Genomic DNA, 23,344 nt, shown 5'->3' on the forward strand with positions numbered 1-23,344 from the left:
GTACTCCTTAAGATCGCCTAGCCAAGATCAGTTTTAGGCCCAGTTACATCATAGCTGTCATACGGTGCCAAATTTAATTGAAAGCTTAAATGCGCAGATAGTTATTTCTAATTGCGCTTGCAAAAAATAGATTTACAATCAATATCTTGTCATTTTCACGGCTTCGTTGTCACCACGGCATTAGACGACAATTAACCTGTCCGGTCGAACGACTGTATGTCGTCAAAGCAATTTGGATTGTCAATCAGCGTTGAAATTTTGCCAGTTTTTTTCAAAAAACAGCATCCAAGTTTGCCATCTTAATTTTTATGTCATTGCTTTTAAATCTTAGTTTATTTCATAAAAGACGCTGACACTGGAAAATATTGAATGCTGATTGACACCGATAACAACTTCACGATTCGTTTGCTCTAGTAAATTCCAGAAAATTTGGACAATGGAAGACATCATTGAGCAACTATCAACGTCGGATAGATCGTAAGCGTCCAGCGCCACCATCTATCAATTATTTTTTCTCAGCATTTCAATAAATTCAGGTGGTAACGGTAGCAACTCGTCAATTCGACTGTTAGGCCACGTGGGTAATTTTATGAGCGTATCTTTGAGCCAATCAGATGAGTTCAGACCGTTGAGTTGAGCAGTGCCAAATAGAGTTTGAATAGCTGCTGCACGTTGGCCTGCACGCTCTGAACCGGTAAATAACCAATTCTTTTTTCCAATCGCGATAGGTCTAATGACATTTTCTACGGGATTGTTGTCAATTGGCAGGTGGCCGGTTTGTGCATAGCGGATCAGGCTGCCCCAACGTTTCAGTGTGTAATCCAAGGCTTTGGCGGAACCACCCCCATTTGCTGTCTGAGCACGGGTTTGCACCAGCCAATCGTGTAATGCCTCCAACTCGGGCAGGCTTTTTTCTTCTCGTAGTTGTTGACGTTCTGCGATGGTCAAATCTTTACCTTCTGCCTCAATAGCATATAAATTGCTGATACGCTGCAACGCTTCCAACGCCATCAGGCTGCTATTAGCCTGGTGCAGATCGAAGAATTTACGGCGTGCGTGCGCCCAACAAGCCAGTTCAGTGCAGGACTCCGTCTGTTTTTCGGCGAACAGGGCTTTGTAGCCGCCATAGTCGTCGACCAGCAAATGACCTTGCCAGTTTTCCAGAAAGCTTTGCGCATGCCGGCCACTACGGCCGGTTTGATAGTCGAAGATAATAATGCGCGGCCCAGGTTCCAAGTCGTTGCTGCGATAGGCCCACAAGTAGGCCTTTCGTGTCTTGCCTTTGCCAGGATCAAGTTGCGCTACTGGCGTTTCATCGGCATGCAGCGTGTTGCCTTGCAACAGATGCCATGTCAGTCGATCCACCAAAGGTTGCAGTGCAACGCCGCTACGACCGACCCATTCCGCCATTGTTGAGCGTGAAAGCGTGACTTGTTCCCGTGCGGCAATCTGTTCTAAGCGATAGAGTGGCAGGTGATTCAGGTATTTACTGGTCAGCACCCAACTCAGCAGGCCGGGTGCGGCCATACCGCCATCAATAATGGCTGGCGGAATAGGCGCGGCAGTAACGATTTCACAGGTCTTGCAGGCATATTGTGGGCGGATGTGACGGTGAACGAAGAACTTTGCTGGCTCCACATCCAACTGTTCGCTAACATCTTCACCGATCTTAACCAGATTCTGACCACATTGACTGCATTGGCAGGATTCTGGTTCGTGACGGTGTTCAATACGTGGCAGGTGTTCTGGTAATGGTTGGCGGCCAGCGCGGGAACGTGTTGATTTAGTCGAATCGGCTTTTGCTGATGGGTCGAGCTGTTCGATTTCGGCATGTACCGCTGCCAGATCAGTTTGTAAGGTTTCCTCGAACAAATCGGGGTGTGCAGATAATGACTCGCTCTTTTTGCCAAATAGGTTCCGGCGCAAATAGGCCAGTTCCATAGTCAATGCTTGGATTTTGAGTTGCTGAGAATGAATTTCTTTTTGCGATTGCTCAAACAGCATTTGAACCTGCATTCTAGTATCTGCATCAAGATTCAAATGATCTAATTGTGCAAGCGTTTTCATGGTGCCAATTCTACCATAAAACACACTGAAACGCTTATGAATAGAGGCTTATAGATGTTTTGTTAAGCCTTTAAATGTGCCGGTGGAAACGCCGATAATCGCTGCCAATTGACACCGGCTATTAGCCAATTCCACTGCGCTTGCGTCAACGTAAAACAGCGTTCATCTGACTGTGGCCAAACAAATTTGCCCTGATGCAAACGGCGCTGGCACAACCACACGCCTGTGCCGTCCCACAGCAATACCTTGATGCGATTTCCGGCACGATTGCAAAACACAAAAACTGAACCTGCGCAGGGCGCATGCTCCAAAGACTGCTGTACCAGCATCGACAAACCATCAATACCACGGCGCATATCAACCGGCTCTACTGCCAGCCAGATGTTACCCGGATTAGCAATCAATCCAGGCATTTCAGCAATTTCCCCAGCCATTGGGGTGATATCTCTGCTGGTAGTTCTAGCGTATGACCTTGCGGACAACGCAAACACAGTGACCCGGATAACGAAGGCTCCAACTTGATCTCAACCGGAATCAAAGTCGACGCAACTGCAGCAACTGGTTGAGAACGATAAACCCGCAACCAGTTCGCGAACGTTTTGGAATTCAGCTTATGCTGACGACAATACGCTGCCTGCGATAAACTACTCGACTGCCAAGCCTCTATATGTTTTTGCGGATCTGTCGGTAATGCCATTGGTTATCCTCTCAAAAAATGTTTGAGGATAATTGAGCGCATTAAAAGATGTTAGGTGGTGGCGTTGTACGCTTACGAAGAAAAGAACATGGCCGCGCAAGCACAGCATGTAATATTCGATCTACTGATATTTGATCCTGGCGATTTCCGTTATTACAAAAGATCAAACGGTGCTAACTGAGCCTTTATTCTGGTTTTTGCAATCTTCAGTGGCTGCAACAGTCTCTTCGGCTGCAACAATCTGATTTTTACCATTTCTTTTAGCAGAATATAACGCTTCGTCAGCACGCTTGAACAAGCTAGCTTGTGATTCCCCCGACTGCAATTGCGCCACACCTGCGCTAAATGTAATCAACAATCGATCATTTCCATGCAGAAAGAATTTCTTGGTTAAATAGCGCCGTATCCTTGCAACCGTTGATATCGCTGTTTTTAACCCAGAATTAGGTAACAAAATTGCAAATTCCTCTCCACCATAACGTGATATTACGTCATCCCGGCGCACAGTTTCTTTGACTGCCTCAACCAAATATTTTAACGCGTCATCACCTACATGATGCCCATGCGTATCGTTTAACTGCTTAAAATTGTCAATATCCAATAAAGCAAAGCAGAGCGTTCCCTCGCTGCGAGTTAACTGTGCAACCTCACGTTTAAATGCAGTATCTAATCCTCGCCGATTCAGTGCACCTGTGAGATGGTCTTCTTGCACTTGTTCGCTCATTTCCTGCAATTGTGTTTCAAGCTGATAGATTTGATTTTGTGCTTCGTCAATTTCTGCACGCGCAAAAGCCAAATCATTGCGATGGTTAAGCACATTATTTTGCACTTTCTGAGTTTCTTGCATTATCTCCGTAAGCAATTGATTGATATCTTCAATATTATCAGCTTTACTAATTCTTTCGGAATAGTATTCTAATTTCTCATGATACCCGCCGGTTGCATCTGAAAGCTCCTCAAGATTGGAAATTAGAGAAGTTACCATTTGCCGCATGGTTTCCCTTGTCTTGTTCAGGCTTTGCTTTACTTTGGCTTGTCTCTGTATTATTTTTTCAAGCGAAAATTCAGCTTGCGCTATTATCTGCATATCCAATGGCTTAGACATGGCTTTCTTCAGCTTGGAAACCTGCGTTTTAATCCACTGATCTTCCGACAATAATTCGCTTGTACTATCCATCAGCATGCTCAATAAATTAAGCAAGCCCTGCTGTATATTCGTTTTATCTCCATTACCCAATTCTAGCCTAATACAAAATTTCTGAAAGCTGGCGATAAACTGCTCCATTGCTAGCTTGCTTTGAATTTTTTTAACCTGCCTACCTAAAGATCTAGCTTCGTCTGCCAGAATTTTATCTTCAACCTGATTAGCAACAATTTGTTCTAGAATCTGTGCCAGCAATTCTAACAACTGATCTGTATAGCTGCTGATTTCATATTCTTGCGACAGAATATCTTCTTTGAAATGGGATTTTTGCTTAGAGGAATCTGCATCTGATGCTGATAATGATATATTTTCTATACTATCTTCTGACTCTTGAAAAGCCGAATTCGAAGCTTTCCATGACTGAATTAATGCCATTAATTCACTATAAAAAAGTTCAGGACTGCCAGAAAATTCAACCAGCACTTGTTTTAATTTTTTTCTTTTACTTGTGCTCTCAGGCGATTTTTCCGAATTAGCGAAATCATCGAATAAGCTGTTAATAACTATTACCCAGGAAGCTCCAGGTATAGACTGTGCAGCATCAATAGGTGAAACAGCCCTAGTAGAGGCCGTCACAGTCGCAACGCATTTTATCAATAAAGATTTATAACTATGCCAGTTGTTATCTTTGACAGCCTGCTTTAAGTTATTAGCACAATTAAGTAGATTGGGCGTATGACACGGAAATTCTTTCGCCAGTTCTAAGAGCATTTCTGCAGTAACAGCAGATAAATGATTATCTGGATTACCTTCGATTTTATTGTATAGCTTAAGATAATTTTCGGGAGTAGGTTGTATTTTGAGTATCGCAAGTTGCTTTAATGTCTCACGGGCGATCACGGATGGACTAGCATTAGCAAATTGATTCATATAACCGCTCCCTACCATTACCCAACTGAAACTCTAGCAGCATAAATATAAGCAATAACATAAGCCTAATGTTCTCAAATTAACCACTTACAATAAATTTCAAGTTTGTCACCCAATTACTCTCAGCCACTTGAATTCTTTTTTGATACTAAATGTTCATATTAGACTCATCTGTTGAATTTATAATTACGGGATTCTGAGTGTTTTTCTTAATAATCTTACAAATAGAAAACTACTTTCCCTACCCCGAAGAGAAATATCCAAACGTTATTTTTTGAGCAGCAGTATTCGAAAGACCATCTAATTAACCTTACTTTATTTTGCATTATAAAATGCGCATAGGATAGTAAACAGGAGAAAAGACGATACTTATGGCGGTATTTCGCAATAAAGAAACATATCTAAATCTAGTTTAATCTTCTGCAGATATCGGGATTAACCTGGAATCTGAAGTGAGTAATCTTTGCTTTTCCTTGGGCGTGGGTTATTGCCCAATGCGATCAACCCGGAAAGTTTCTCCACAATTGGATTTTTCTTGCACTGGCGCATCCATGATCAGTTTTTCAAGATCAGCACCTGGAATTAACTCAGCTGACAAGCTCAACTGAATCTCCATTAGCATTCCTTGCCGATTACAATCCAGTTTAATTCGATCTCTGGCAGCAGAACCCAAAACCACTCCCAAGCGATTGAGAAAATCTTCGGTACGTACCTGTTGATCAATTCTGCGATTCATAAAATAAGCCATGCCGGAATCATTAAATTGCCGCGCCAAATCAACAGATACATCAAAAAAATCAGTCGCCGACCAGTTTCCCTGACAAGTACCATGCTTGTGCCACTGATGCCGCTCTAGGCAAGAACCAGCTACCACACTGGGCATTACTTCAGCCAGTGACACTTGAGACGCGGTATCCAATTGAACTACCGGATAATCACAAAACTCATCTTCTTTCTTTTTCACTGAGCCGCAAAATGCATAATTTTTATTGCAGTTTTTTTTGTTCGGCCATAGACCATGTAACGCAAAATGCCTAGCCTGGTAAACCTGAGGATCTGAAATTTTACATTCCGGTTTGTCTGGTTTAGTTTCACAGAAAGCAGGCTGCCATGACAATGCCAGCACATAGCTATCCGCCTCACCTGAAACATTGCAGCTATTACCCCCCTCGCTACTTCCGTTAACTTTCGTACTTTGACCGGATAAATGTGCCTGGCCACATGCCGCACTTACCCATCGCGCTTTAGGATTTACATTGGATAAGACAACTCGATACCAGACAGGGTGATTTGGATTGATAACCTCGATAATCTCATACTGATTACCCACCACAATTTGTGCATTATCCGGGTTGGTCGATTTATTTTTTGAAACAAAGGCTGGGCAAGACTGCTGAGCAGAGAAAATACCGGCAACCTTATCCGCGAATACGGGATGAATAAACAAGAACGCCAACACGGTCAGCAAGACCCGAAGAATCCTACCATTGCGAAAACCCACGCTGATATCGCTCCATTGATTTACGATTATTCTGGATAATGTCTGTCGAATAAGCTGTGATAATTGCTACGCATGGATCACTACATTACTGAAATCCCTGTTTCGCCAGAAATTGACTTGCAGGCGCTGGCTTCCCTATGTAATACCCTTGAGCATAATCGATATCCATTTTCTCTATTAAGGAAAGTATTTCTGCGCTTTCGACAAATTCAGCTGTAATTTTTTTGCCAAAACCTCTTGCAACACTGCAGAGTGCATTCACCAGAATAAGATCATCACTATTCTCGCTTAAGTTACGTATAAACGAGCCATCAATTTTGACAACCTCAACCGGCAATTCCCGCAAATAATAAAACGACGAAAAACCAACCCCAAAATCATCCAACACAAAACTACACCCTAATTCTATAATCTCCACCATCAATCCGCGTGCTCCAGGCAAATCTTCAAGCGCTGCCGTTTCAGTGATTTCAAACATCAAACATGCCGGATCCATTTCATGCAGTGTCAATTCTGCCTTAAGTATAGGCAACAATTCAGGGTCATTGAAGGCATGCGCAGACAGGTTAATCGAGAAATTAACTTTAAATCCAGCCTGGTAAATTTCAGCCACTTGCGCTATGGCTTTGCGCAATACCATATGATCAATTGCATGAATTAACCCAGTATGCTCTGCAGCGGGGATAAAGTCTGCCGGCGATAGCACCGTGCCATCAATGTCCTGCATGCGCAGCAATACTTCATAATGTGAGATTTCTTTCGATTTAACATGCATAATCGGTTGTAAATACAATATGAAATTATCATGTACATGCGAGTACTCGATCTTCTCTTTCCAATACACCAGCGTATGAATGCGTTCGCGGCTGCTATCTTTATCCGAGAACAGGTACCAGGCATTCCGCCCCATCGCTTTTGCCTGATACATGGCAAGATCAGCCGCCGCCAGCAAATCATGTATATTGGCACCATGTTCGGGAAACAATGCAATCCCGATACTGGCTGAAATTTTATGGGTACGATTATTGATTGCCAATTGTGCCAAGCTCAGTTGATCCAATACCTTCTTAGCGACGCCTATCGCTCCATTAGCATTAATTTCCGGCAAAATAATCGCAAACTCATCTCCCCCCAGGCGCCCTGTAATGTCATCCGCTCTAATATTTTGCGCCAGCATGCTCGAAACCATTTTAAGCAACGTGTCGCCGGCTTGGTGCCCACTGGTATCATTGATATACTTAAAGCGATCCAAATCAAAAAATAACAACGCACCTGGGTGATTATACCGTTCAGCCCGACTAAGCACCTGCTCCAACTCTTCACTAAAACGGCGCCGGTTAAACAAATTAGTCAATGGATCATGATCAGCTAGCCAAGCTAAATGTCCTTCAACCCGCTTATACTCGGTAACATCTAGGCCGACTGATAAAATTGACGACTCACCGGGGGAGCTCCGGGGCAAATGAGAATGCAGCCAAGCGACATGACGTGTTGTTCCATCTTTACAATGTGTAATCGCCTCATGGCGCAATTGCATCCTCTGTCCGGCATGAATTTCTTGAATGTGGAAAAGTAGATCATGCAATTCATAATCCGGAATTAAGATATCTAGAAAAGATTTACCAAATAATTCATCTTCCGAATAACGAGTTAGCATCTCACCATAAGCATTTAATGACATAATCTCGCCATCAGAATTCTGTGTTAATACAATCGCCTGTGCAGTATCTAGTAAATTCTTTACAAAATCTCTTTCTTTACTGAGTGCATTCTTTTGTTCAATAAGCATTTCGGTACGGCTAGATACTTCCTGCTCTAGTTTTTCCAGCTGCAGCGATAAAGTCACAGCCGCTTCCGACAACGTATCGACCTCATCTCGGAAACGCTGCACACGACCTGTAGAGGCCAGCGATAAGCGAAATTTCTCAAACTGTCCGTTGGCAAGAAGCGGGAGTACAAACGCGACATCCTTGAGCTTTGCCAATAGCCTAGTAAAAATAAAAAATAACAGAATCTCAGAGCAAATTAGCCCAAGCAAACCGATTAATGCAATTTTCCAGATGGAATCATGAATATTAATTACTGCAGCCGTAACATCCGTGATGATGACCAAATGAGCTTTATCTGGCTCATATGAATTGAGTGGAAATACTTTTAGTTGAAAATACTGATCATTCCAGTGAACCTGAACGCCATCACTGAGTGCAGTCATATCTTCATAATTCTGAGCCGCTTTTTTGAGAATCTCAAGATTTCTTTCTTTGCCGGTCAGTGCTGAAATATAGATATTCCAACGCAAGAAATCAGAATCGCCATTTTGTAAACTATCCGGTTCCTTGACCAACAACCCCATATCGGCACCGGACAATCGCTTAAAAGCTAAAAGTACATCCGCCAAGGAAATTCCCATGACGATGACGCCCGCCTTCTTTCCTGCTACCAGCAACGGCGCGACTATGTACTGAATGCAACTTTCCCGACAGAGTAGCGGATTTATCGGCCGTTCGGATTGATTAACCTGGCGCACCCAATCCGACAGTAAAATACCATCGTCGATGTTGGTAGCCAAACTATCCCAACTAGCGCTCAGTTCATTCGATGGGTTATAGAAATAAATAAATTCAACACTATTATGAAATTGCAGCAACGCCCAGTGCGCATCAAAAACATTGTTAATGATTTCCTCATCATTCATCAGCAAAGCTTTTTTCATGCCATCCAGAAACGGAACCATTTCAGCAAGCTGATATAAATTCTGCGTAGTATTCTGGATTAAGCTGTTGACTTCTCTGGAATACCGCCGGTAATCATCCTCTCGCTGATTGTCAAAATTAGTCATCAAACTCAGATAGCTAACAAAACAAAACAGCATCACAACGGCCAGCAGTATCAAACTGCTGCTGAATGAAATTTTCCATCTCAGGCTGCGGAACCTGCGACCATGATGGTTCAGTGCAATAGACGCTTTTTCCAATTTAATCCCGGAATTAGTTTCCATCAGATACTTGCTTAGAAACGATAAGAAGCCTGAATTGCATAAAGATGCCAGTGCTGATCAGTATCAAATGGACGCCCCGTTCTAAGATCAATTGGATTATCTAACCCTGATAACCACGCGGTGCCGTTCACATAATGATATTCAGCCCGCAGCATGAATTGCGGTGTAACATTCCAACGCAAACCCACCGTGATATCTTTGGCGAAACGTGAATGCGCTAAACCACTCCGACGTGTGGGACTTTCAGCAACCCAATCCTTTCCGTCGCGATCTGATCGATCAGTAAATAGCGCGTCATATCGCACAATACCTTCCCATTTTGGAGTAAAGCGATATTCACCCTGGAAGTAATAACTCTCGCCAACGAAATCTAAACCATTGAGTCCTCGGGCAGTTGGCTCGGCGACTCCAAAATTATTATTATAGTGGAAGGGACGTATCGCATATTCGGAAGTCAACGTCCAGCGCTCTGTATTATACTGAGCAGAAAAAAAGACAGGCGTGAACTGCAATGCACCTGACCCTATCAGATCGTTCAATTTGTTATTAGGATCGTAGGATGTATTCAACCATATTCCGCTGACACCGAGGCGAAGTCGTTTGTCGTTCGTTTCAAATATTCCACGACCAATATACGAAACTTCCCGATTCAAGCTTCCTGGCCGCACTAACCCAAGCAGTGAGCTCTCAGTGTCTCTATTATCCACGACAGGCAGTGTTACACCAAATTGAGTAGAAAACGTACCCCAATTAAATATTGCCGCATCGCCATAAAGTTGCACAGAATCACTTGAAAGTCCCAAATTTCGGGTACGATCAAAATAGATCGACTGCGGCAGTAGGATGCTGGGACGCGTAAATGCCACGTCCCGGGTTTCATTATAAAAACCGAAGGGATTCTTCAATCGACCCACTCGAATGCCAAATTGGTTAGCTTCGTGAGCATACACCTGATAATCGATAATAGCATAATCTAAGCGTGGCATGCCTGAGCTTCCCTCACCGGCACGACGTGACAACACTTGCGCCGAAAGTTGCAGTCTCGGGAGTGGCCGCACCGAAGCATTGAATCCAGCTTCTGTAAGCCCAAAGCTGCCACCGTTGTCACTATTCCCAAAAACATTATTATCGGAAGTCGTAATGTAGGCCTGACTGACAAAACCATGAAACTGCAAATCTCCTGGACGGTCTGTCGAACGTAACCATTGCATCGCAGTACTTACCAATCCGGGTTTTTCGGTGACGCTACTGACCTCAGTCTCGGCAACTTGAGCAAGCAAGTCTATGCTTTTCAGTCTTTTATTAAGCGGCTTGATCAATTCAGATTGTTTTTGCGCTGGAGATTCCTGAGCTTGAGCAGAAATACTTCCAATCGCAAATAACAAAATAACCCCCTTGGCAACCCATTTGGATGGATTGCCAAAGTAGCTATTTAATCTGGAGCACGTTAACATTTTCATTAATATTGGCTCTCCACAAATAACCTATCGCCCCTGGGGTATTAGCGACCTTCTCAAGCATCTCTTCTATTGAATTAACTTTGACAGGCGCCTGACCCGTACCCGAAAATACTAAACGATCCCAGGTAGACCTTAACTGATAAGGAAACACGTTCAATTTTCCCTTCGAAACCGCTTTATGCAATTGATCATCATCGGACAATACGAATACCCGAATCTTGGTTCCATCCGGCCATGTTTTCAGGCTCATACTAAAAATGGAACGCAATGAGTTAGCCGAAAGCGCCACTTCACTGACACTCGGATTGATCACAATCTCAAAATGATCATTTGCCCAGACATCAACCTTAACACCTAGAAGGCCGACAAATATCGCAAACAAAAAGTATGATCTTGCTCTTGACAAAAAGTAGCTTGATATTCGAGCTTGTATTAAAAAATGAAATAAATTCAAGAAACAAGTCCCTAATTTAAGGATGTTCCATTAGTGAGTAATGATCGAGGTTATATTCACCATTACCGGTCACAACCTCCCATGCGTCGCGGTGTTCTTCATACATTCTTTCCAAAGCATCCTCTACTTTCACATAATAAGGCCTGCGGATACCGTGATAATCAACCGGGGGGCCAATCGGATTAAAGTTCAAACCATAAAAACCCATCAATTTATTTAGTGCTGGATCTGCTACCGACAACCAATGTCTGATGTCATATTTGACTGACATGCGCATTACGCCCGCCATAAGCACCAATCCAATACTAAGCGAAGAACGGCGATCAGTGGAACGCCGATCTTGTACCTCTCTTTTTTCTCCGTCGACTTCTTCGCTTTGCTTGCGACGATCTCCCCTACGCCGATCAAACTGACTGATAACCAGGAAACGTGAAATTTCAGCAGTATGTTGACGAGGCAACGCTTTGACATCACATAGCGTTGGATCCAGTTGTCCATATAACTCTACCGGCAGAAGCTTTTCAGGCCTAGATGAGTCAGGCAAAATCAGTCTTACGGTACCAATATATGCCCCGGAAGGGCGATAGCGCAAAAGAATGTGTGATGAGTGGCTATCGTAACTATCCATCTCCTTCTGATCCGGACACAGCATTGGATCAAAGCCAGGCAAACGTTGTTCAACACACAATACCTGATAGCGAATCCTATAAACATGTTCCAGCAGCTCAGCAGTATCAGCAACAACAAGTTCAAAGAATTGCTGAAAGTTTTGATACAAATCACTCATAGAATCACCCAGTTAAGTTTTAAAATTTTCCATATTCACATTTAATTAAATTTTTAAAGCAATTCGTAATCATTCAAAAATTTAATAAGATAATGAATTGGTTAATCGCATGAGCTGGCACCATACATCACATTCACAATATTTCATTAGTAATAAAACACGATAACCACAGTGCATTTTCTATTTTACTGGTGCAATACAAACATTTTCCCACGCTTACAAGTAATACCTATTCAATTGCACTGGTCATTTAAGTATATTTGAAGCGAATATTCAACTGGTCTCTATTAATTTATCGGGGAAATTCACAGATGATTCAAGCTTGTGCACAATAAACAACATTCAAACTCAGTGCAAAGAATTTTATCCAAGTAGATTGTTTAGATTACCCTGCTTTACTGCAGATAAAATAATAATTCTCATTGCAAATTGTAGCTTAAACCAACACTTCAACCGGCGGAGGATGATTAAGAAAAGCTGTCGGACTGGCACTCAAACCATAAGCCCCAGATTGCAAAACAACCACTAGATCGTTCACGGATGCCTGTGTCATTTGCATTTGATCCGCTAACAAATCTAGCGGCGTGCATAGCGGCCCCACTACTGAAACAATCTCCCTTGCAGCACCTTGAATTTTATTGCCGATAATGACGGGATAGTTTTTGCGGATCACTTGGCCTAAATTTCCGGAAGCCGCCAAGTGATGATGCAGCCCGCCATCTGTTACGAGAAAGACTTGTCCTCGCGACATTTTTCGCTCTAAAACACGGCAAACATAAATGCCTGCCTCGGCAACCAGATATCGCCCCAACTCAAGCGCAACGGTGGTATGCGGCAACTGCTGTTTTACTCTTTTCATCTGGTACTGTAAATTAATCCCAATCGCTGTAATATCCAGCGGTCGATCACCAGGAAAATAAGGCACTCCAAAACCGCCACCGATATTTAGCAGCTTCACAGGTGATGGCGCATATTCTGCAAGCTCAATAGCAAGTTGGATGGTTTTTTCATGCGCTTCCTGAATTGCGGTCGCATTCAGATTCTGTGAACCGCTAAAAATATGAAACCCAACAAAATCTAAACCGAGAAAGCCGAGCCGCACCAGCAAATCGGGCACACGCTCGGCATCTATGCCGAATGGTTTTGGCCCGCCACTCATTTTCATCCCGGAAGATTTGAGCTCAAAATTCGGATTAATGCGAATAGCAATTTTGGGAGTGATTCCTAAATCTATTCCTAGCTTTGCAATTGATTCCATTTCTTGCTGCGATTCAACATTAAGAATCACGCCTGCGGCAATCGCGCCGCGTAATTCATGCACTTTTTTTCCAGGCCCAGCAAAACTTATCTTTTCGGGGGTAAGAATTGTATCCAGCGCAACTCTCATCTCTCCTATTGAGGCAATATCCAGGCCATCGACTAAACTTGCCAAATGTTGTACCACAGCCGGCATGGGGTTAGCTTTTATCGCATAGTGCAACAAGACCTCTTGCGGCAAATGCTGGCGCAGCAGTTTAACCCGTTCGGTGATTTTTTCCCGGTCATACGCATAAAATGGTGTCGTACCCACGCGCTCTGCCAGTCGAGTCAATGCCATTCTACCTATCTGCAAGCAATCATTCTGCACAGAAAACGGTATAAGTGGCGCATGTTCCAACAATGGATTGGTCATGAATCGCTTTCGCTAAATAATAGTTGCAATTGCTGAGAAAGAAATTTACGGTCTATTTTACCGTTAGGATTGCGCGGCAAGTTACCTTCGCGCACTTCGAAATGATTTGGCACCATATAAGCAGGTAGTTGTTTCTTGCATGCACTTAACAGAGTTTCAATATCTAACTGAATACCTTTCCTGGCAGTCACAATTACAGCAATTGCTTGCCCTAGAATCGGATGCGGAATGCCAAAAGCGACTACTTCAGCGACACATTCCGTCGTATAAATAACTTCCTCAATTTCGGTTGGACTAACGCGATACCCCGAAGTTTTAATCATTTCGTCACGGCGCTCGACAAAGTACAAAAACCCTTCTTCATCCTTATACACAGTATCACCCGACCACGCAGCAATCTCAGTGAGCATCAATCCAGCTTGGCGAGGTTTAATGGGTTTAAAGCATGTTAAAGTTTTTTCCGCATCATTCCAATAACCCATCCCAACTTGAACGCCCCGATGCACCAATTCTCCAGGCTCACCCGGCCCACAATGCGAACCATCTTCCCGCAACACCAGCACTTCGGCATTCGGTATCGCTTTACCGATGGAATCGGGACGTCGACTGATCTCATCTGGCTCCAAGTACGTTGAGCGAAAAGCTTCGGTAAAGCCATACATCAAAAAAATTTGTGTCTCCGGTAAGGCATTGCGCAATTGATCCAGCGTCCTGCGCGGTATGGCACCGCCTGAATTGGTAATGTAGCGCAATGAAGGCGCTTTTCCCCAATTCAGTTGCGCAAGTTGAATCCATAATGGCGGCACAGCTGCTAATCCAGTGATCTGCTGATCCTTAACGATAGCAACAATATCCCGTGGCAATAAATAATTCATCAAGATACTTGTCGCACCTACATAAAAAGCAGTCGTCAGTTGATTCAATCCATAATCAAAACTCAGCGGCAACGCAATCAAAATCCGATCGCCAGATCGATTCCGCAAGTACTGCGTCACACTTTTAGCGCCGGCAACCAGATTACGGTGCGAAAGCACAACTCCTTTGGGTCTTCCGGTGCTGCCAGAAGTATAAATGATAGCTGCCATATCGCTATCGATAGTTGGCGTCACCGCATTGACATCGTCCACCTCATTCCAACTAACAATGACAAGCCCATCAATAACCGGAAGCTCGTCTTTGGCATCGACCACCACAACCACGCGCAGATCACGGCAAGACAATAAAATAGTTTGCAACAATTTTAACCGCTCCAGCGACGTCACCAATACTCGCGCGTTGCAGTCAATCAAAATAAAAACAACTTGTTCCGGTTTCAATACCGGATTGACCGGAACAAAAACACCTCCCGTCGCAGCGGCAGCAAATAATGCAATGACAGTCTCAAAACGCTTCTCGAGATATACCGCAACCCGCTCGCCACGATCCAAACCAGTCACCCGAAAACCACCCGCTTTTGCTTTAACATGCCCAGCCAACACGGCATAGCACATACGCTGATCTTGATATGACAGCGCTTCAGAATCTGGCGCTCGTTCTGCAGCTTCAAAAATCAGATCATGGATTAAGTCATTCATTTATCAGATACTTTATGATCATTTCCACAAAAAACATTTGGATTAAATTGCGCACATTATAATCGGCTTTACGCTACAAGCATCAATGAACATCCACCATACTTGCAATAACCTAGGCAAAATAAACACCGGCTTTAAAGAATCGCGTAAACTATTCTATTTCCCCATTCAGCTTAACGGTTATTAAATAATCATGATGGCACGCACACGATTTGCCCCCAGCCCTACCGGTTATCTTCACATTGGCGGCGCGCGCACCGCGCTTTTTTCTTGGGCTTATGCGCGCAAACACGGCGGCAAATTTATTTTGCGCATTGAAGACACCGATCTGGAACGCTCAACCCAACAATCCATACAGGCAATTCTTGACGGCATGGCATGGCTGGGATTGGATTATGATGAAGGACCTTTCTACCAGATGCAACGGCTTACGCGCTATCACGAAGTTGCCGAGCAGCTATTGCAAAACAACCAAGCCTATTATTGCTACGCCTCCAAAGAAGAACTGGAAGCAATGCGCGAACAACAATTGGCTGCAGGGCTAAAACCTCGCTACGACGGACGCTGGCGTAACTCTTCAAAAACTCCACCCACAGGAGTAAAACCAGTAGTCCGGTTCAAAAACCCATTAGAGGGTCATGTCACATTCAATGATCAAATCAAGGGACGGATCACGGTCGCGAACAATGAACTGGACGATCTGGTATTGCTGCGCAGCGATGGGGTACCGACTTATAATTTCAGTGTAGTCATTGATGATCTGGACATGAATATCACCCATGTAATCCGCGGCGATGATCATGTCAACAACACTCCGCGCCAAGTTAACATTCTTAAAGCCCTGCAGGCGTCGTTACCAGAGTATGCACATGTTCCGATGATATTGGGCGCGAACGGCGAACGCTTATCCAAACGTCACGGCGCTGTCTCAGTCATCCAATACCGTGATGACGGTTATTTGCCCGAGGCTCTACTGAACTATCTGGCCAGGCTGGGGTGGTCGCACGGCGATGAAGAAATTTTCAGCCGCGAGCAATTGGTGGAGTGGTTTGATCTGATGGCAATCAACCGCTCCCCGGCTAAATTCAATCCGGAGAAACTGCACTGGATCAATCAGCAATATCTCAAAACAACTGACAATGCTCGTTTGACTGAATTGACAGTACCTTTCCTCACAAAAGACAATTGCCAAATTGATGATGGCCCCAATTTAGCGCTGGTTGTCGACTTACTCAAAGAAAGAGTCAATACCATCGAAGAACTGGCCGACGCAGCGGTATACTTCTATCGACCTCTAGATCCATCTAATGAACTGAAAGAGCAACACCTTACTGCAGAAGCAAGACCGATCATGATCAGTTTGCTGGAAAAATTCAATCACATTGAATGGAATCGAGAAATCATTCACCAGGAAATAAAGTCCACTGCCAAGGCGCACGACGTTAAATTACCAAAAATTGCTATGCCACTACGGGTAATAGTCACTGGAGAAATTCATACCCCTTCAATCGATGCAGTGCTAGCACTGCTCGGACGAGAAGAAACGCTTGCTCGCATGAACAACCACCTGGGCGATTTCCCGGATTGATCTTTTCTTTACAATAATTCCAGGCATCAGTATAATCCCCCCTTCCTTTGCTCAGGGGGTATAGCTCAGCTGGGAGAGCGCTTGCATGGCATGCAAGAGGTCAGCGGTTCGATCCCGCTTATCTCCACCAGTCAATCTTAAAAAGCGAAGCTGTGCCGATATAACACTTGTCCCCATCGTCTAGAGGCCTAGGACATCGCCCTTTCACGGCGGTAACAGGGGTTCGAATCCCCTTGGGGACGCCAAACAGAACAAAGGCATGCAGAATTTCATGCTTTTTTCTCATTGCGTTATCTGTGCGTAATTCATGAAACTTCAATTCAAAATTTATAACTCTCGAAATCAGACCACAGTAATGAGTAACAAGCATAGTTTCTGTACTATCGCACGAATCATACTTAAATGAAGGTCCCGGCAATAAAGATTAAAATCCTGGGTAAAGAGCTATAAACAAGGCGGCTTGAAAGCTTTACTATCCATAAAATACATATTAATCAAAGACCTGATAGAACTATAACTATATATACTTACCTAATTCATTCGAGTGAATTATTTGTGATAATTGCTTTTCTTTTATATCGTTTTCCCGAAAATAAGTAATATACTTAATCACTAGGCAAAACTTAAAGGATAAACATTATGACTAAAATCTGGATTCTCATCGCAAACAGCGGAAATGCCACACTCTTTACCGCAGATTCTCCGACAGCATCTTTGACCGAGCTCATGACCTTTGATAATCCCGATGCTCGCGTGAAGCAGATGGAGCTTAGCAGTGACCGCCCGGGGCGCAGCTTTGACAGTCATGGCGAGGGCCGCCATGCGATGGCGACCGAAGTCGAACCCAAGGAACAAGAACAAATTCGCTTCGCCAAGTTGATTGTTGATCGACTCGAGCAAGGACGCGTGGAGAATGCATTTGAACGGCTCGTAGTAGTCGCTGCACCCGCGTTTCTTGGCCTTCTGCGTACTAATTTCAATGCTCCACTCAGTTCTCTGCTATCCCTGGAGATAGACAAAGACTATACATCGCTCCGACCCGATGAATTGCGTGCACGCCTACCCGAACGGCTTTAAATATTGTTAGATTGCGTTAATCACAATTACAGAGAAAAACCATGCAAATACAAGTCAATACTGACCGTAATATTGAAGGTCACGAAAATTTTTCCCATCAAGTGGAAGCCAAGATAAAGGATATACTGAATCGTTTCAGCAAACATATCACTCGGATTGAAGTACATATCAGCGACGAAAATAGTGATAAGGGCGGAATGAATGACAAACGTTGCTTGATGGAAGCGCGTCTGGAAGGTCGCCAGCCTATCGCAGTTACTCACCAAGCAGAAAACCTGAGCCTTGCTGTTCAAGGCGCAGTGGATAAGTTAAAGAACGTGATCGAAGGTACTCTCGGAAGACTGGACAATCATTAATTATTCCAAGGGAATACTCCACCGACTACAACTCGATGGAGTATTCCCGGTTTTAATTTGCGACAGAAACACCCCTCCATCTTTTAGCACCTGCTGCACCAAAGCCCTCACTGAATTTAAACTAAAAATCAGCGGCATCCTATTCTAATTACAACTTCGCTGTCGATTTTGGCCATGCGGTAATGGGTGAGTAATACACTACTTAAATTATGCCATGAAAACTGAGGTCAGATAGTCTAAAGACAGCCATATTCATAAACAAGCAGGCAATACTTCATCGAGGCCTAGCGCTCTATCTTGTCCTGCGGCACCGGATCAAAACCACCCGCATTCCATGGATGGCAGCGCAAAATGCGCTTCACTGCAAGCCAGCTGCCATGCAAAACGCCATGTAGTTCTAGCGCCTCAATGGCGTAATTTGAACACGCAGGATAAAAGCGACAATGAGAACCTAACAATGGGCTGATCGTATATTGATAAAGTTTTATTACACCTATCAGGATTTGTCTAAAGAATGAACCCATACGTAAACTCCCCCTTGTTTTTACATCCTACGCCGCATCCATTCATCTTATCCAGGAACTGGATTCTGGGGTCATTTAGAAATGGTCTCAGCGCATAATCATCACTATATACTACAGGCTTATCATCCGCTTCATGATAACAAGGTATGGTATATTTAAGAAGTCATTAGCCAGAGAGCAGGAATTATTTTCTTGAAAAAACTTGTTTGACTGATACAAACGCTGGGTAATAGATCACAATTCAATTTGAACAGGCATTTTCTCTAGCTCTACGTTTTTGTTTGAAACAACATATTACTTCTCAATTTCACAATTTCTTGTACACTATTTCCCGAAAAATTTACGGTTTATCGCAGATAATTGCATTAACAAAAGGAAGAATACATGATTTTCTGGCGCGTAAAATCAATTGACGCCATTCTGGCGACAGCGAAAAAGAAATCCCTTCAACGATCTTTGGGGGCATGGCAGTTAACTCTTCTGGGCGTTGGTGCAATCATAGGAACAGGCATTTTTGTACTCACAGCCGAAGCTGCGCAAAAAGCCGGACCTGGAATGATGTTCTCCTTCATCATTGCCAGTTTTGTGTGCATGGTGGCTGCCCTTTGTTATTCCGAATTATCTTCGATGGTGCCAGTCTCTGGCTCCGCTTATACATATTCCTATGCAGTATTAGGCGAACTGGTAGCTTGGATGGTTGGCTGGGCGTTAATACTCGAATACTCAGTCGCCGCGAGTGCAGTTGCAGTCGGATGGTCAGGCTATTTTGTCGGTTTACTCGATAATTCGCTAGGAATCAAGATTCCCATTGCATTTGCCAACGGTCCCTTCGCTGGCGGCATCATCAATCTACCAGCAGTTTTCGTTTGTATTTTGGTTGTCGGATTGTTGGTTGTTGGTACACGTGAAAGCGCCTCGTTTAATGCTGTACTTGTCACGATCAAGATTGCAGCTTTGACACTGTTTATTGCACTGACACTCCCCGTTGCTGAGATCGAGAATTTCCAACCATTTTTGCCCTTGGGCGAAGCAGGCGTAGTTGCTGCGGCATCCTCCATTTTTTTTGCCTATGTCGGATTCGATGCGGTTTCGACTGCTGCTGAGGAAACAAAGAATCCACAACGTAATGTGCCGATTGGACTCATAAGTTCTCTCGTAATTTGTACCATCTTCTACATACTGGTTTCAGCAGGCGCAATCGGCTCTATTGGTGCACAGCCCATTCTAGACGAAACCGGCAAAGGCCTAGCGCCTGGTTCAATAGTTCTGGCTGAACAATGTCAATCGCTTGCCGCCGTCGGACAACAACCACTCGTATGCTCGCGTGAAGCTTTGGCTCTGGTTTTACGAGAGATTGGCTGGGAAAAATTTGGCAATTTACTTGGCCTAGCCGCATTCTTGGCATTGCCATCGGTTGTTCTAATGATGCTATTTGGGCAGACGCGCATTTTTTTCGTTATGGCACGCGATGGATTACTTCCCGAAGTATTAAGTCGTGTGCACGCACGATTTAAAACGCCTCATATTGTAACTTACATAACAGGTATTGGCGTAACCATTGCCGCCGCCTTCTTCCCAGTTGGCAAGCTAGCAGACATCTCCAATTCTGGCACATTGTTCGCTTTCATGGTGGTTGCACTAGCGGTAATGATACTTCGCACCAAGGATAAGCATCGCACACGGCCTTTCAAGGCACCGATAATTTGGTTAGTGGGTCCCCTTGCCGTGATTGGCTGTATCACACTTTTTTGGTTTCTACCCAACGATGCGAAACTGGTATTTCCGATTTGGTCTGGAATCGGATTGATTTTCTATTTCCTTTATGGCTACCGGAAAAGTCATCTCGCGCTCGGCATCGACACCTCATCGGGCGGTGAAGATATTATCAAACCAGTTCGACCACTAGCAGATCGCAACCAAGATTCCATAGCATCAAAGAGTAAGAATTAAGTTCACTAGGAAGTAGGCGCTGATTCCTAGGGAAATAGGTGTTTAGCAGCAATATTATTTTTTATATCGATGCTTCAGGTATTCTATTATGGGAGGGGTTATCGATAAGATAATAATGGCCAGGATGACCAGCTTGAAATTTTGTTGAATCATCGGAAGTTGTCCGAAGTAAAATCCCGAATAAATAAATATACCGACCCATAATATGGCACCGATAACGTTATATGTTATGAAGGTGCGGTAGGGCATCGTTCCGATCCCGGCAACAAAGGGCGCAAAGGTTCGGATAATCGGAATGAAACGCGCAATAATTATCGTTTTGGCTCCATATTTAAGGTAAAAAGCGCGTGTTTTATCCAAGTATTCGCGTTTAAAGAAACGAGATTCCTGCGAAGTAAAAACTTTGGGACCGGTCTTTTTCCCGATCCAGTAATTCACACTATCCCCCAGAATGCCTGCAATGCATAATCCGACAAACAGGACATGGGGACTGAGTTGCGAGTCCTCAAATGAGGCCAGAGTACCTGCCGCAAACAAAAGCGAATCTCCTGGCAGCAAAGGCATCACAACCAATCCGGTTTCGCAAAATATTATCAGAAAAAGAATACCATAAACCCATAGACCATATTCTGAGGACAATACATAAAGATGCTGATCAATATTCAGTATAAAGTCGATAAGAAACATTAGGATAAAGTAAATTCGTTATAAAAAATGCCGCATAAAAAAGATTGCTCTGCATTGACTACATAACCTATTCATTTAACAAAAGGAAGGAAAGGGCACAATTCTTCACAATAACGATGAATTTTTCCATTGTAGCCTATTCAGAATAGCTATACGGCTTCTGCCTCACAAACCGTAGCACAGAAAATAATAATTAATTAGTGACTTTTGGCCCTAGCCGATGCCTGTCCCATAGAGGCACACCAAATACATCATGAATAAAATAATATGCGACTGGGACGCCCAGTATCATTCCCCACAAACCAAAACCGTGATAGGCAATAAGTAAAATAATAAGCACCAGGACTGGATTGAGCTTGAGATGTTTACCATAGATCATCGGATTAAGACCATAGGCCTCAATAATATGAATAATGGTTATCATGCCAACTATTCCTAACGCTAAAGTCAAACCACCCGTATTCAACGCAACCAACACCATCGGCGTAGTAGAGATAAATACACCCAGCACTGGAATAAAACTGCACACAAAAACAATTAATGATAATAATGCAACTGACGGAATCCCAAGCATTATCAGGCCTATCAAAGTCAGGAACGTATTAACACATGCAATCATTGCTTGTGCTTGAATGGCGCGACCAACGACATAAGCAAAACGGATTACGGGCTGTGCGGTCTCCTGATAAAAATCTTTTAGTCTCGACTCATGCAGGCTTTTCATCAAACCACCGAGACGAACGCTGTCAAACAAAATCAGAAAACTGAATAATAGCGCTAGGGACATCGTACCGATCGCTTGGTAAAGATAATTGATCAGCTTTGGTAATTCCTCACGAACCTTACCCATTTGTTTTGTCATGAGAACATCCACCAATAGCTCAGTTTCTCTGTCGTAATATTTTCTCAACTTTTCATACGTATCCTCAGTAATCTCGCTATCGCTGACGTCATCCAAGTGCTCAATATCAGGAAAATTGAGCTTCTGCCGGAACCGATTAAGCTTGGAATCTATTACCCGCAGACTATCCTCATCCAGAATACTACGGGCATAGCCATGCAGAGGACGCTCCATACCTGGGTATTTGCCAATAATATCCCGTTTCATCTCAATCAATTTTAACTGCACTTCACTGAAATTATTAATAAAACGATTGGCTTCCCCGATGACGCTGGGCGTCACATAACGAAAAAAACTACCTAGCACAACCAGAAAAAAAATGTATACCAACACTAGGGATGCCCGATGCGGCAATTTCAATTTATTCCGCCCAACATTTACCAACGGGGTCGCAATAAAAGTAAGAACAAACGTGATGAAAATCAATCCGAAAAAGTCTTGCAATAGCCATAAAATACCAATCAGAATGAGCCAGATCAGTATACGGCGGTTGGCCTCATAAAAACTATCAAAGCTAAATGACATTATTTTCAAATTCTCTGTGTGGTTAAAATTAAATCAACTAACCCGTATCAAGAGATTACCTGATAAATATTATAAGAGTATTTCATAAACATTATGACATTCAGACGACTATGAGATACCCCTTAACTATTTGCCAGTGTATCAAAAACATTTACTGATACTGAAACTATACGCTACCCAAGTTCTGTCAAGGACCCACCTATTCTGTTAAGAACAGCCGTGATATTATCCCATGGCATTAACTAGCGCCATCATTAATAAGCTTCTCTATATGAGTTCGATAGAATAGGTGCCACAGCTACGTTAGGTTTTATTGAGCAAAAAATCTCTATGTAAATCCGAATAGCAGAAAAACATCATCTTTACATTAGAACTCAACTGATCACCATTGCAAACAAGAAGAAGGAAGACTACAGCAACATGCTGTAAATGATATATAAAAAACGCCTATT

18 protein-coding genes and 2 tRNA genes are annotated in these 23,344 nt (G+C 43.5%); 6 read left to right on the forward strand and 14 right to left on the reverse strand.

Features of this window, described 5'->3' with window-relative positions:
- Positions 1 to 501: 501 nt before the first annotated feature.
- From Q0C11_RS01595 to Q0C11_RS01645, 11 genes are all read right to left on the reverse strand, one after another.
- Entirely contained in the window at positions 502 to 2,016 is a 1,515-nt protein-coding gene (locus tag Q0C11_RS01595) for an IS66 family transposase (RefSeq protein ID WP_293005233.1), read from the reverse strand.
- A gap of 113 nt (positions 2,017 to 2,129) precedes the next feature.
- Complete coding sequence (gene tnpB / locus Q0C11_RS01600) at positions 2,130 to 2,501, reverse strand: IS66 family insertion sequence element accessory protein TnpB (RefSeq protein WP_293005151.1); 372 nt, start codon at positions 2,499 to 2,501, stop codon at positions 2,130 to 2,132.
- Positions 2,468 to 2,764: an IS66 family insertion sequence element accessory protein TnpB gene (locus Q0C11_RS01605; protein WP_293005153.1), complete on the reverse strand. Its 297-nt coding sequence runs from the start codon at positions 2,762 to 2,764 to the stop codon at positions 2,468 to 2,470. Before Q0C11_RS01605 ends, tnpB begins: the two co-directional genes overlap by 34 nt.
- A gap of 163 nt (positions 2,765 to 2,927) precedes the next feature.
- Positions 2,928 to 4,838 carry a GGDEF domain-containing protein gene (locus tag Q0C11_RS01610; RefSeq protein ID WP_293005155.1) on the reverse strand — a complete coding sequence of 637 codons (1,911 nt, stop codon included), beginning with the start codon at positions 4,836 to 4,838 and terminating at the stop codon, positions 2,928 to 2,930.
- A gap of 484 nt (positions 4,839 to 5,322) precedes the next feature.
- Positions 5,323 to 6,339 carry a ribonuclease T gene (locus Q0C11_RS01615; protein ID WP_293005157.1) on the reverse strand — a complete coding sequence of 339 codons (1,017 nt, stop codon included), beginning with the start codon at positions 6,337 to 6,339 and terminating at the stop codon, positions 5,323 to 5,325.
- Between the two features lie 85 nt (positions 6,340 to 6,424).
- Positions 6,425 to 9,337, reverse strand: coding sequence for an EAL domain-containing protein (locus Q0C11_RS01620; protein WP_293005159.1), 2,913 nt, complete (start codon positions 9,335 to 9,337; stop codon positions 6,425 to 6,427).
- 11 nt (positions 9,338 to 9,348) lie between these two features.
- Positions 9,349 to 10,797 (reverse strand): porin, encoded by a 1,449-nt coding sequence (locus Q0C11_RS01625; protein ID WP_293005161.1) that lies wholly within the window; start codon positions 10,795 to 10,797, stop codon positions 9,349 to 9,351.
- Positions 10,766 to 11,179: a hypothetical protein gene (locus Q0C11_RS01630; protein ID WP_293005162.1), complete on the reverse strand. Its 414-nt coding sequence runs from the start codon at positions 11,177 to 11,179 to the stop codon at positions 10,766 to 10,768. The genes Q0C11_RS01625 and Q0C11_RS01630 overlap by 32 nt, the downstream gene beginning before the upstream one ends.
- 88 nt (positions 11,180 to 11,267) lie before the next feature.
- Entirely contained in the window at positions 11,268 to 12,038 is a 771-nt protein-coding gene (locus Q0C11_RS01635; protein WP_293005163.1) for a PEP-CTERM/exosortase system-associated acyltransferase, read from the reverse strand.
- Positions 12,039 to 12,474: 436 nt separating this feature from the next.
- The gene (locus Q0C11_RS01640; protein WP_293005165.1) at positions 12,475 to 13,710 is read right to left on the reverse strand and encodes a pyridoxal-dependent decarboxylase, exosortase A system-associated; all 1,236 of its coding nucleotides are present in this window, start codon (positions 13,708 to 13,710) and stop codon (positions 12,475 to 12,477) included.
- Positions 13,707 to 15,284: an acyl-CoA ligase (AMP-forming), exosortase A system-associated gene (locus Q0C11_RS01645; RefSeq protein ID WP_293005167.1), complete on the reverse strand. Its 1,578-nt coding sequence runs from the start codon at positions 15,282 to 15,284 to the stop codon at positions 13,707 to 13,709. Before Q0C11_RS01645 ends, Q0C11_RS01640 begins: the two co-directional genes overlap by 4 nt.
- A 196-nt stretch (positions 15,285 to 15,480) precedes the next feature.
- On the opposite strand from Q0C11_RS01645, the gene gltX reads away from it, so the two are divergent.
- From gltX to Q0C11_RS01670, 5 genes are all read left to right on the forward strand, one after another.
- On the forward strand, positions 15,481 to 16,872 hold the full coding sequence (gltX, locus tag Q0C11_RS01650; protein WP_293005235.1) for a glutamate--tRNA ligase: 1,392 nt from the start codon (positions 15,481 to 15,483) through the stop codon (positions 16,870 to 16,872).
- Positions 16,873 to 16,926: 54 nt separating this feature from the next.
- Positions 16,927 to 17,002, forward strand: a tRNA-Ala gene (locus Q0C11_RS01655).
- A gap of 39 nt (positions 17,003 to 17,041) precedes the next feature.
- Positions 17,042 to 17,117: transfer RNA gene (locus Q0C11_RS01660), tRNA-Glu, on the forward strand.
- Positions 17,118 to 17,511: 394 nt separating this feature from the next.
- The gene (locus Q0C11_RS01665; protein ID WP_293005169.1) at positions 17,512 to 17,949 is read left to right on the forward strand and encodes a host attachment protein; all 438 of its coding nucleotides are present in this window, start codon (positions 17,512 to 17,514) and stop codon (positions 17,947 to 17,949) included.
- Between the two features lie 41 nt (positions 17,950 to 17,990).
- Positions 17,991 to 18,305, forward strand: a complete 315-nt coding sequence (locus tag Q0C11_RS01670; RefSeq protein ID WP_293005171.1) for an HPF/RaiA family ribosome-associated protein — start codon at positions 17,991 to 17,993, stop codon at positions 18,303 to 18,305.
- A 284-nt stretch (positions 18,306 to 18,589) separates the two neighbouring features.
- On the opposite strand, the gene yidD is transcribed toward Q0C11_RS01670, so the two are convergent.
- Positions 18,590 to 18,829 carry a membrane protein insertion efficiency factor YidD gene (gene yidD / locus Q0C11_RS01675; protein WP_293005173.1) on the reverse strand — a complete coding sequence of 80 codons (240 nt, stop codon included), beginning with the start codon at positions 18,827 to 18,829 and terminating at the stop codon, positions 18,590 to 18,592.
- 384 nt (positions 18,830 to 19,213) lie between these two features.
- Here yidD and Q0C11_RS01680 point away from each other — a divergent pair, with 384 nt between their 5' ends.
- The gene (locus tag Q0C11_RS01680) at positions 19,214 to 20,779 is read left to right on the forward strand and encodes an amino acid permease (RefSeq protein ID WP_293005174.1); all 1,566 of its coding nucleotides are present in this window, start codon (positions 19,214 to 19,216) and stop codon (positions 20,777 to 20,779) included.
- A gap of 54 nt (positions 20,780 to 20,833) precedes the next feature.
- Here Q0C11_RS01680 and Q0C11_RS01685 read toward each other — a convergent pair whose 3' ends face one another.
- Positions 20,834 to 21,466 (reverse strand): DedA family protein, encoded by a 633-nt coding sequence (locus Q0C11_RS01685; protein ID WP_293005176.1) that lies wholly within the window; start codon positions 21,464 to 21,466, stop codon positions 20,834 to 20,836.
- 193 nt (positions 21,467 to 21,659) lie between these two features.
- Positions 21,660 to 22,892: an AI-2E family transporter gene (locus Q0C11_RS01690; protein WP_293005178.1), complete on the reverse strand. Its 1,233-nt coding sequence runs from the start codon at positions 22,890 to 22,892 to the stop codon at positions 21,660 to 21,662.
- Between the last annotated feature and the right edge of the window lie 452 nt (positions 22,893 to 23,344).

The organism is Nitrosomonas sp. (assembly GCF_022842015.1).
Lineage (GTDB): Bacteria > Pseudomonadota > Gammaproteobacteria > Burkholderiales > Nitrosomonadaceae > Nitrosomonas.

What these genes read in the sequence shown, in the direction of transcription:
- Q0C11_RS01635 (WP_293005163.1), bottom strand. Translation starts at nt 12,038, where the DNA reads ATGAGTGATTTGTATCAAAACTTTCAGCAATTCTTTGAACTTGTTGTT.
- Q0C11_RS01680 (WP_293005174.1), top strand. Translation starts at nt 19,214, where the DNA reads ATGATTTTCTGGCGCGTAAAATCAATTGACGCCATTCTGGCGACAGCG.
- Q0C11_RS01605 (WP_293005153.1), bottom strand. Translation starts at nt 2,764, where the DNA reads ATGGCATTACCGACAGATCCGCAAAAACATATAGAGGCTTGGCAGTCG.
- Q0C11_RS01610 (WP_293005155.1), bottom strand. Translation starts at nt 4,838, where the DNA reads ATGAATCAATTTGCTAATGCTAGTCCATCCGTGATCGCCCGTGAGACA.
- gltX (WP_293005235.1), top strand. Translation starts at nt 15,481, where the DNA reads ATGGCACGCACACGATTTGCCCCCAGCCCTACCGGTTATCTTCACATT.
- Q0C11_RS01625 (WP_293005161.1), bottom strand. Translation starts at nt 10,797, where the DNA reads ATGAAAATGTTAACGTGCTCCAGATTAAATAGCTACTTTGGCAATCCA.
- tnpB (WP_293005151.1), bottom strand. Translation starts at nt 2,501, where the DNA reads ATGGCTGGGGAAATTGCTGAAATGCCTGGATTGATTGCTAATCCGGGT.
- Q0C11_RS01665 (WP_293005169.1), top strand. Translation starts at nt 17,512, where the DNA reads ATGACTAAAATCTGGATTCTCATCGCAAACAGCGGAAATGCCACACTC.
- Q0C11_RS01645 (WP_293005167.1), bottom strand. Translation starts at nt 15,284, where the DNA reads ATGAATGACTTAATCCATGATCTGATTTTTGAAGCTGCAGAACGAGCG.
- Q0C11_RS01690 (WP_293005178.1), bottom strand. Translation starts at nt 22,892, where the DNA reads ATGTCATTTAGCTTTGATAGTTTTTATGAGGCCAACCGCCGTATACTG.
- yidD (WP_293005173.1), bottom strand. Translation starts at nt 18,829, where the DNA reads ATGGGTTCATTCTTTAGACAAATCCTGATAGGTGTAATAAAACTTTAT.
- Q0C11_RS01670 (WP_293005171.1), top strand. Translation starts at nt 17,991, where the DNA reads ATGCAAATACAAGTCAATACTGACCGTAATATTGAAGGTCACGAAAAT.
- Q0C11_RS01595 (WP_293005233.1), bottom strand. Translation starts at nt 2,016, where the DNA reads ATGCAGGTTCAAATGCTGTTTGAGCAATCGCAAAAAGAAATTCATTCT.
- Q0C11_RS01685 (WP_293005176.1), bottom strand. Translation starts at nt 21,466, where the DNA reads ATGTTTCTTATCGACTTTATACTGAATATTGATCAGCATCTTTATGTA.
- Q0C11_RS01620 (WP_293005159.1), bottom strand. Translation starts at nt 9,337, where the DNA reads ATGGAAACTAATTCCGGGATTAAATTGGAAAAAGCGTCTATTGCACTG.
- Q0C11_RS01640 (WP_293005165.1), bottom strand. Translation starts at nt 13,710, where the DNA reads ATGACCAATCCATTGTTGGAACATGCGCCACTTATACCGTTTTCTGTG.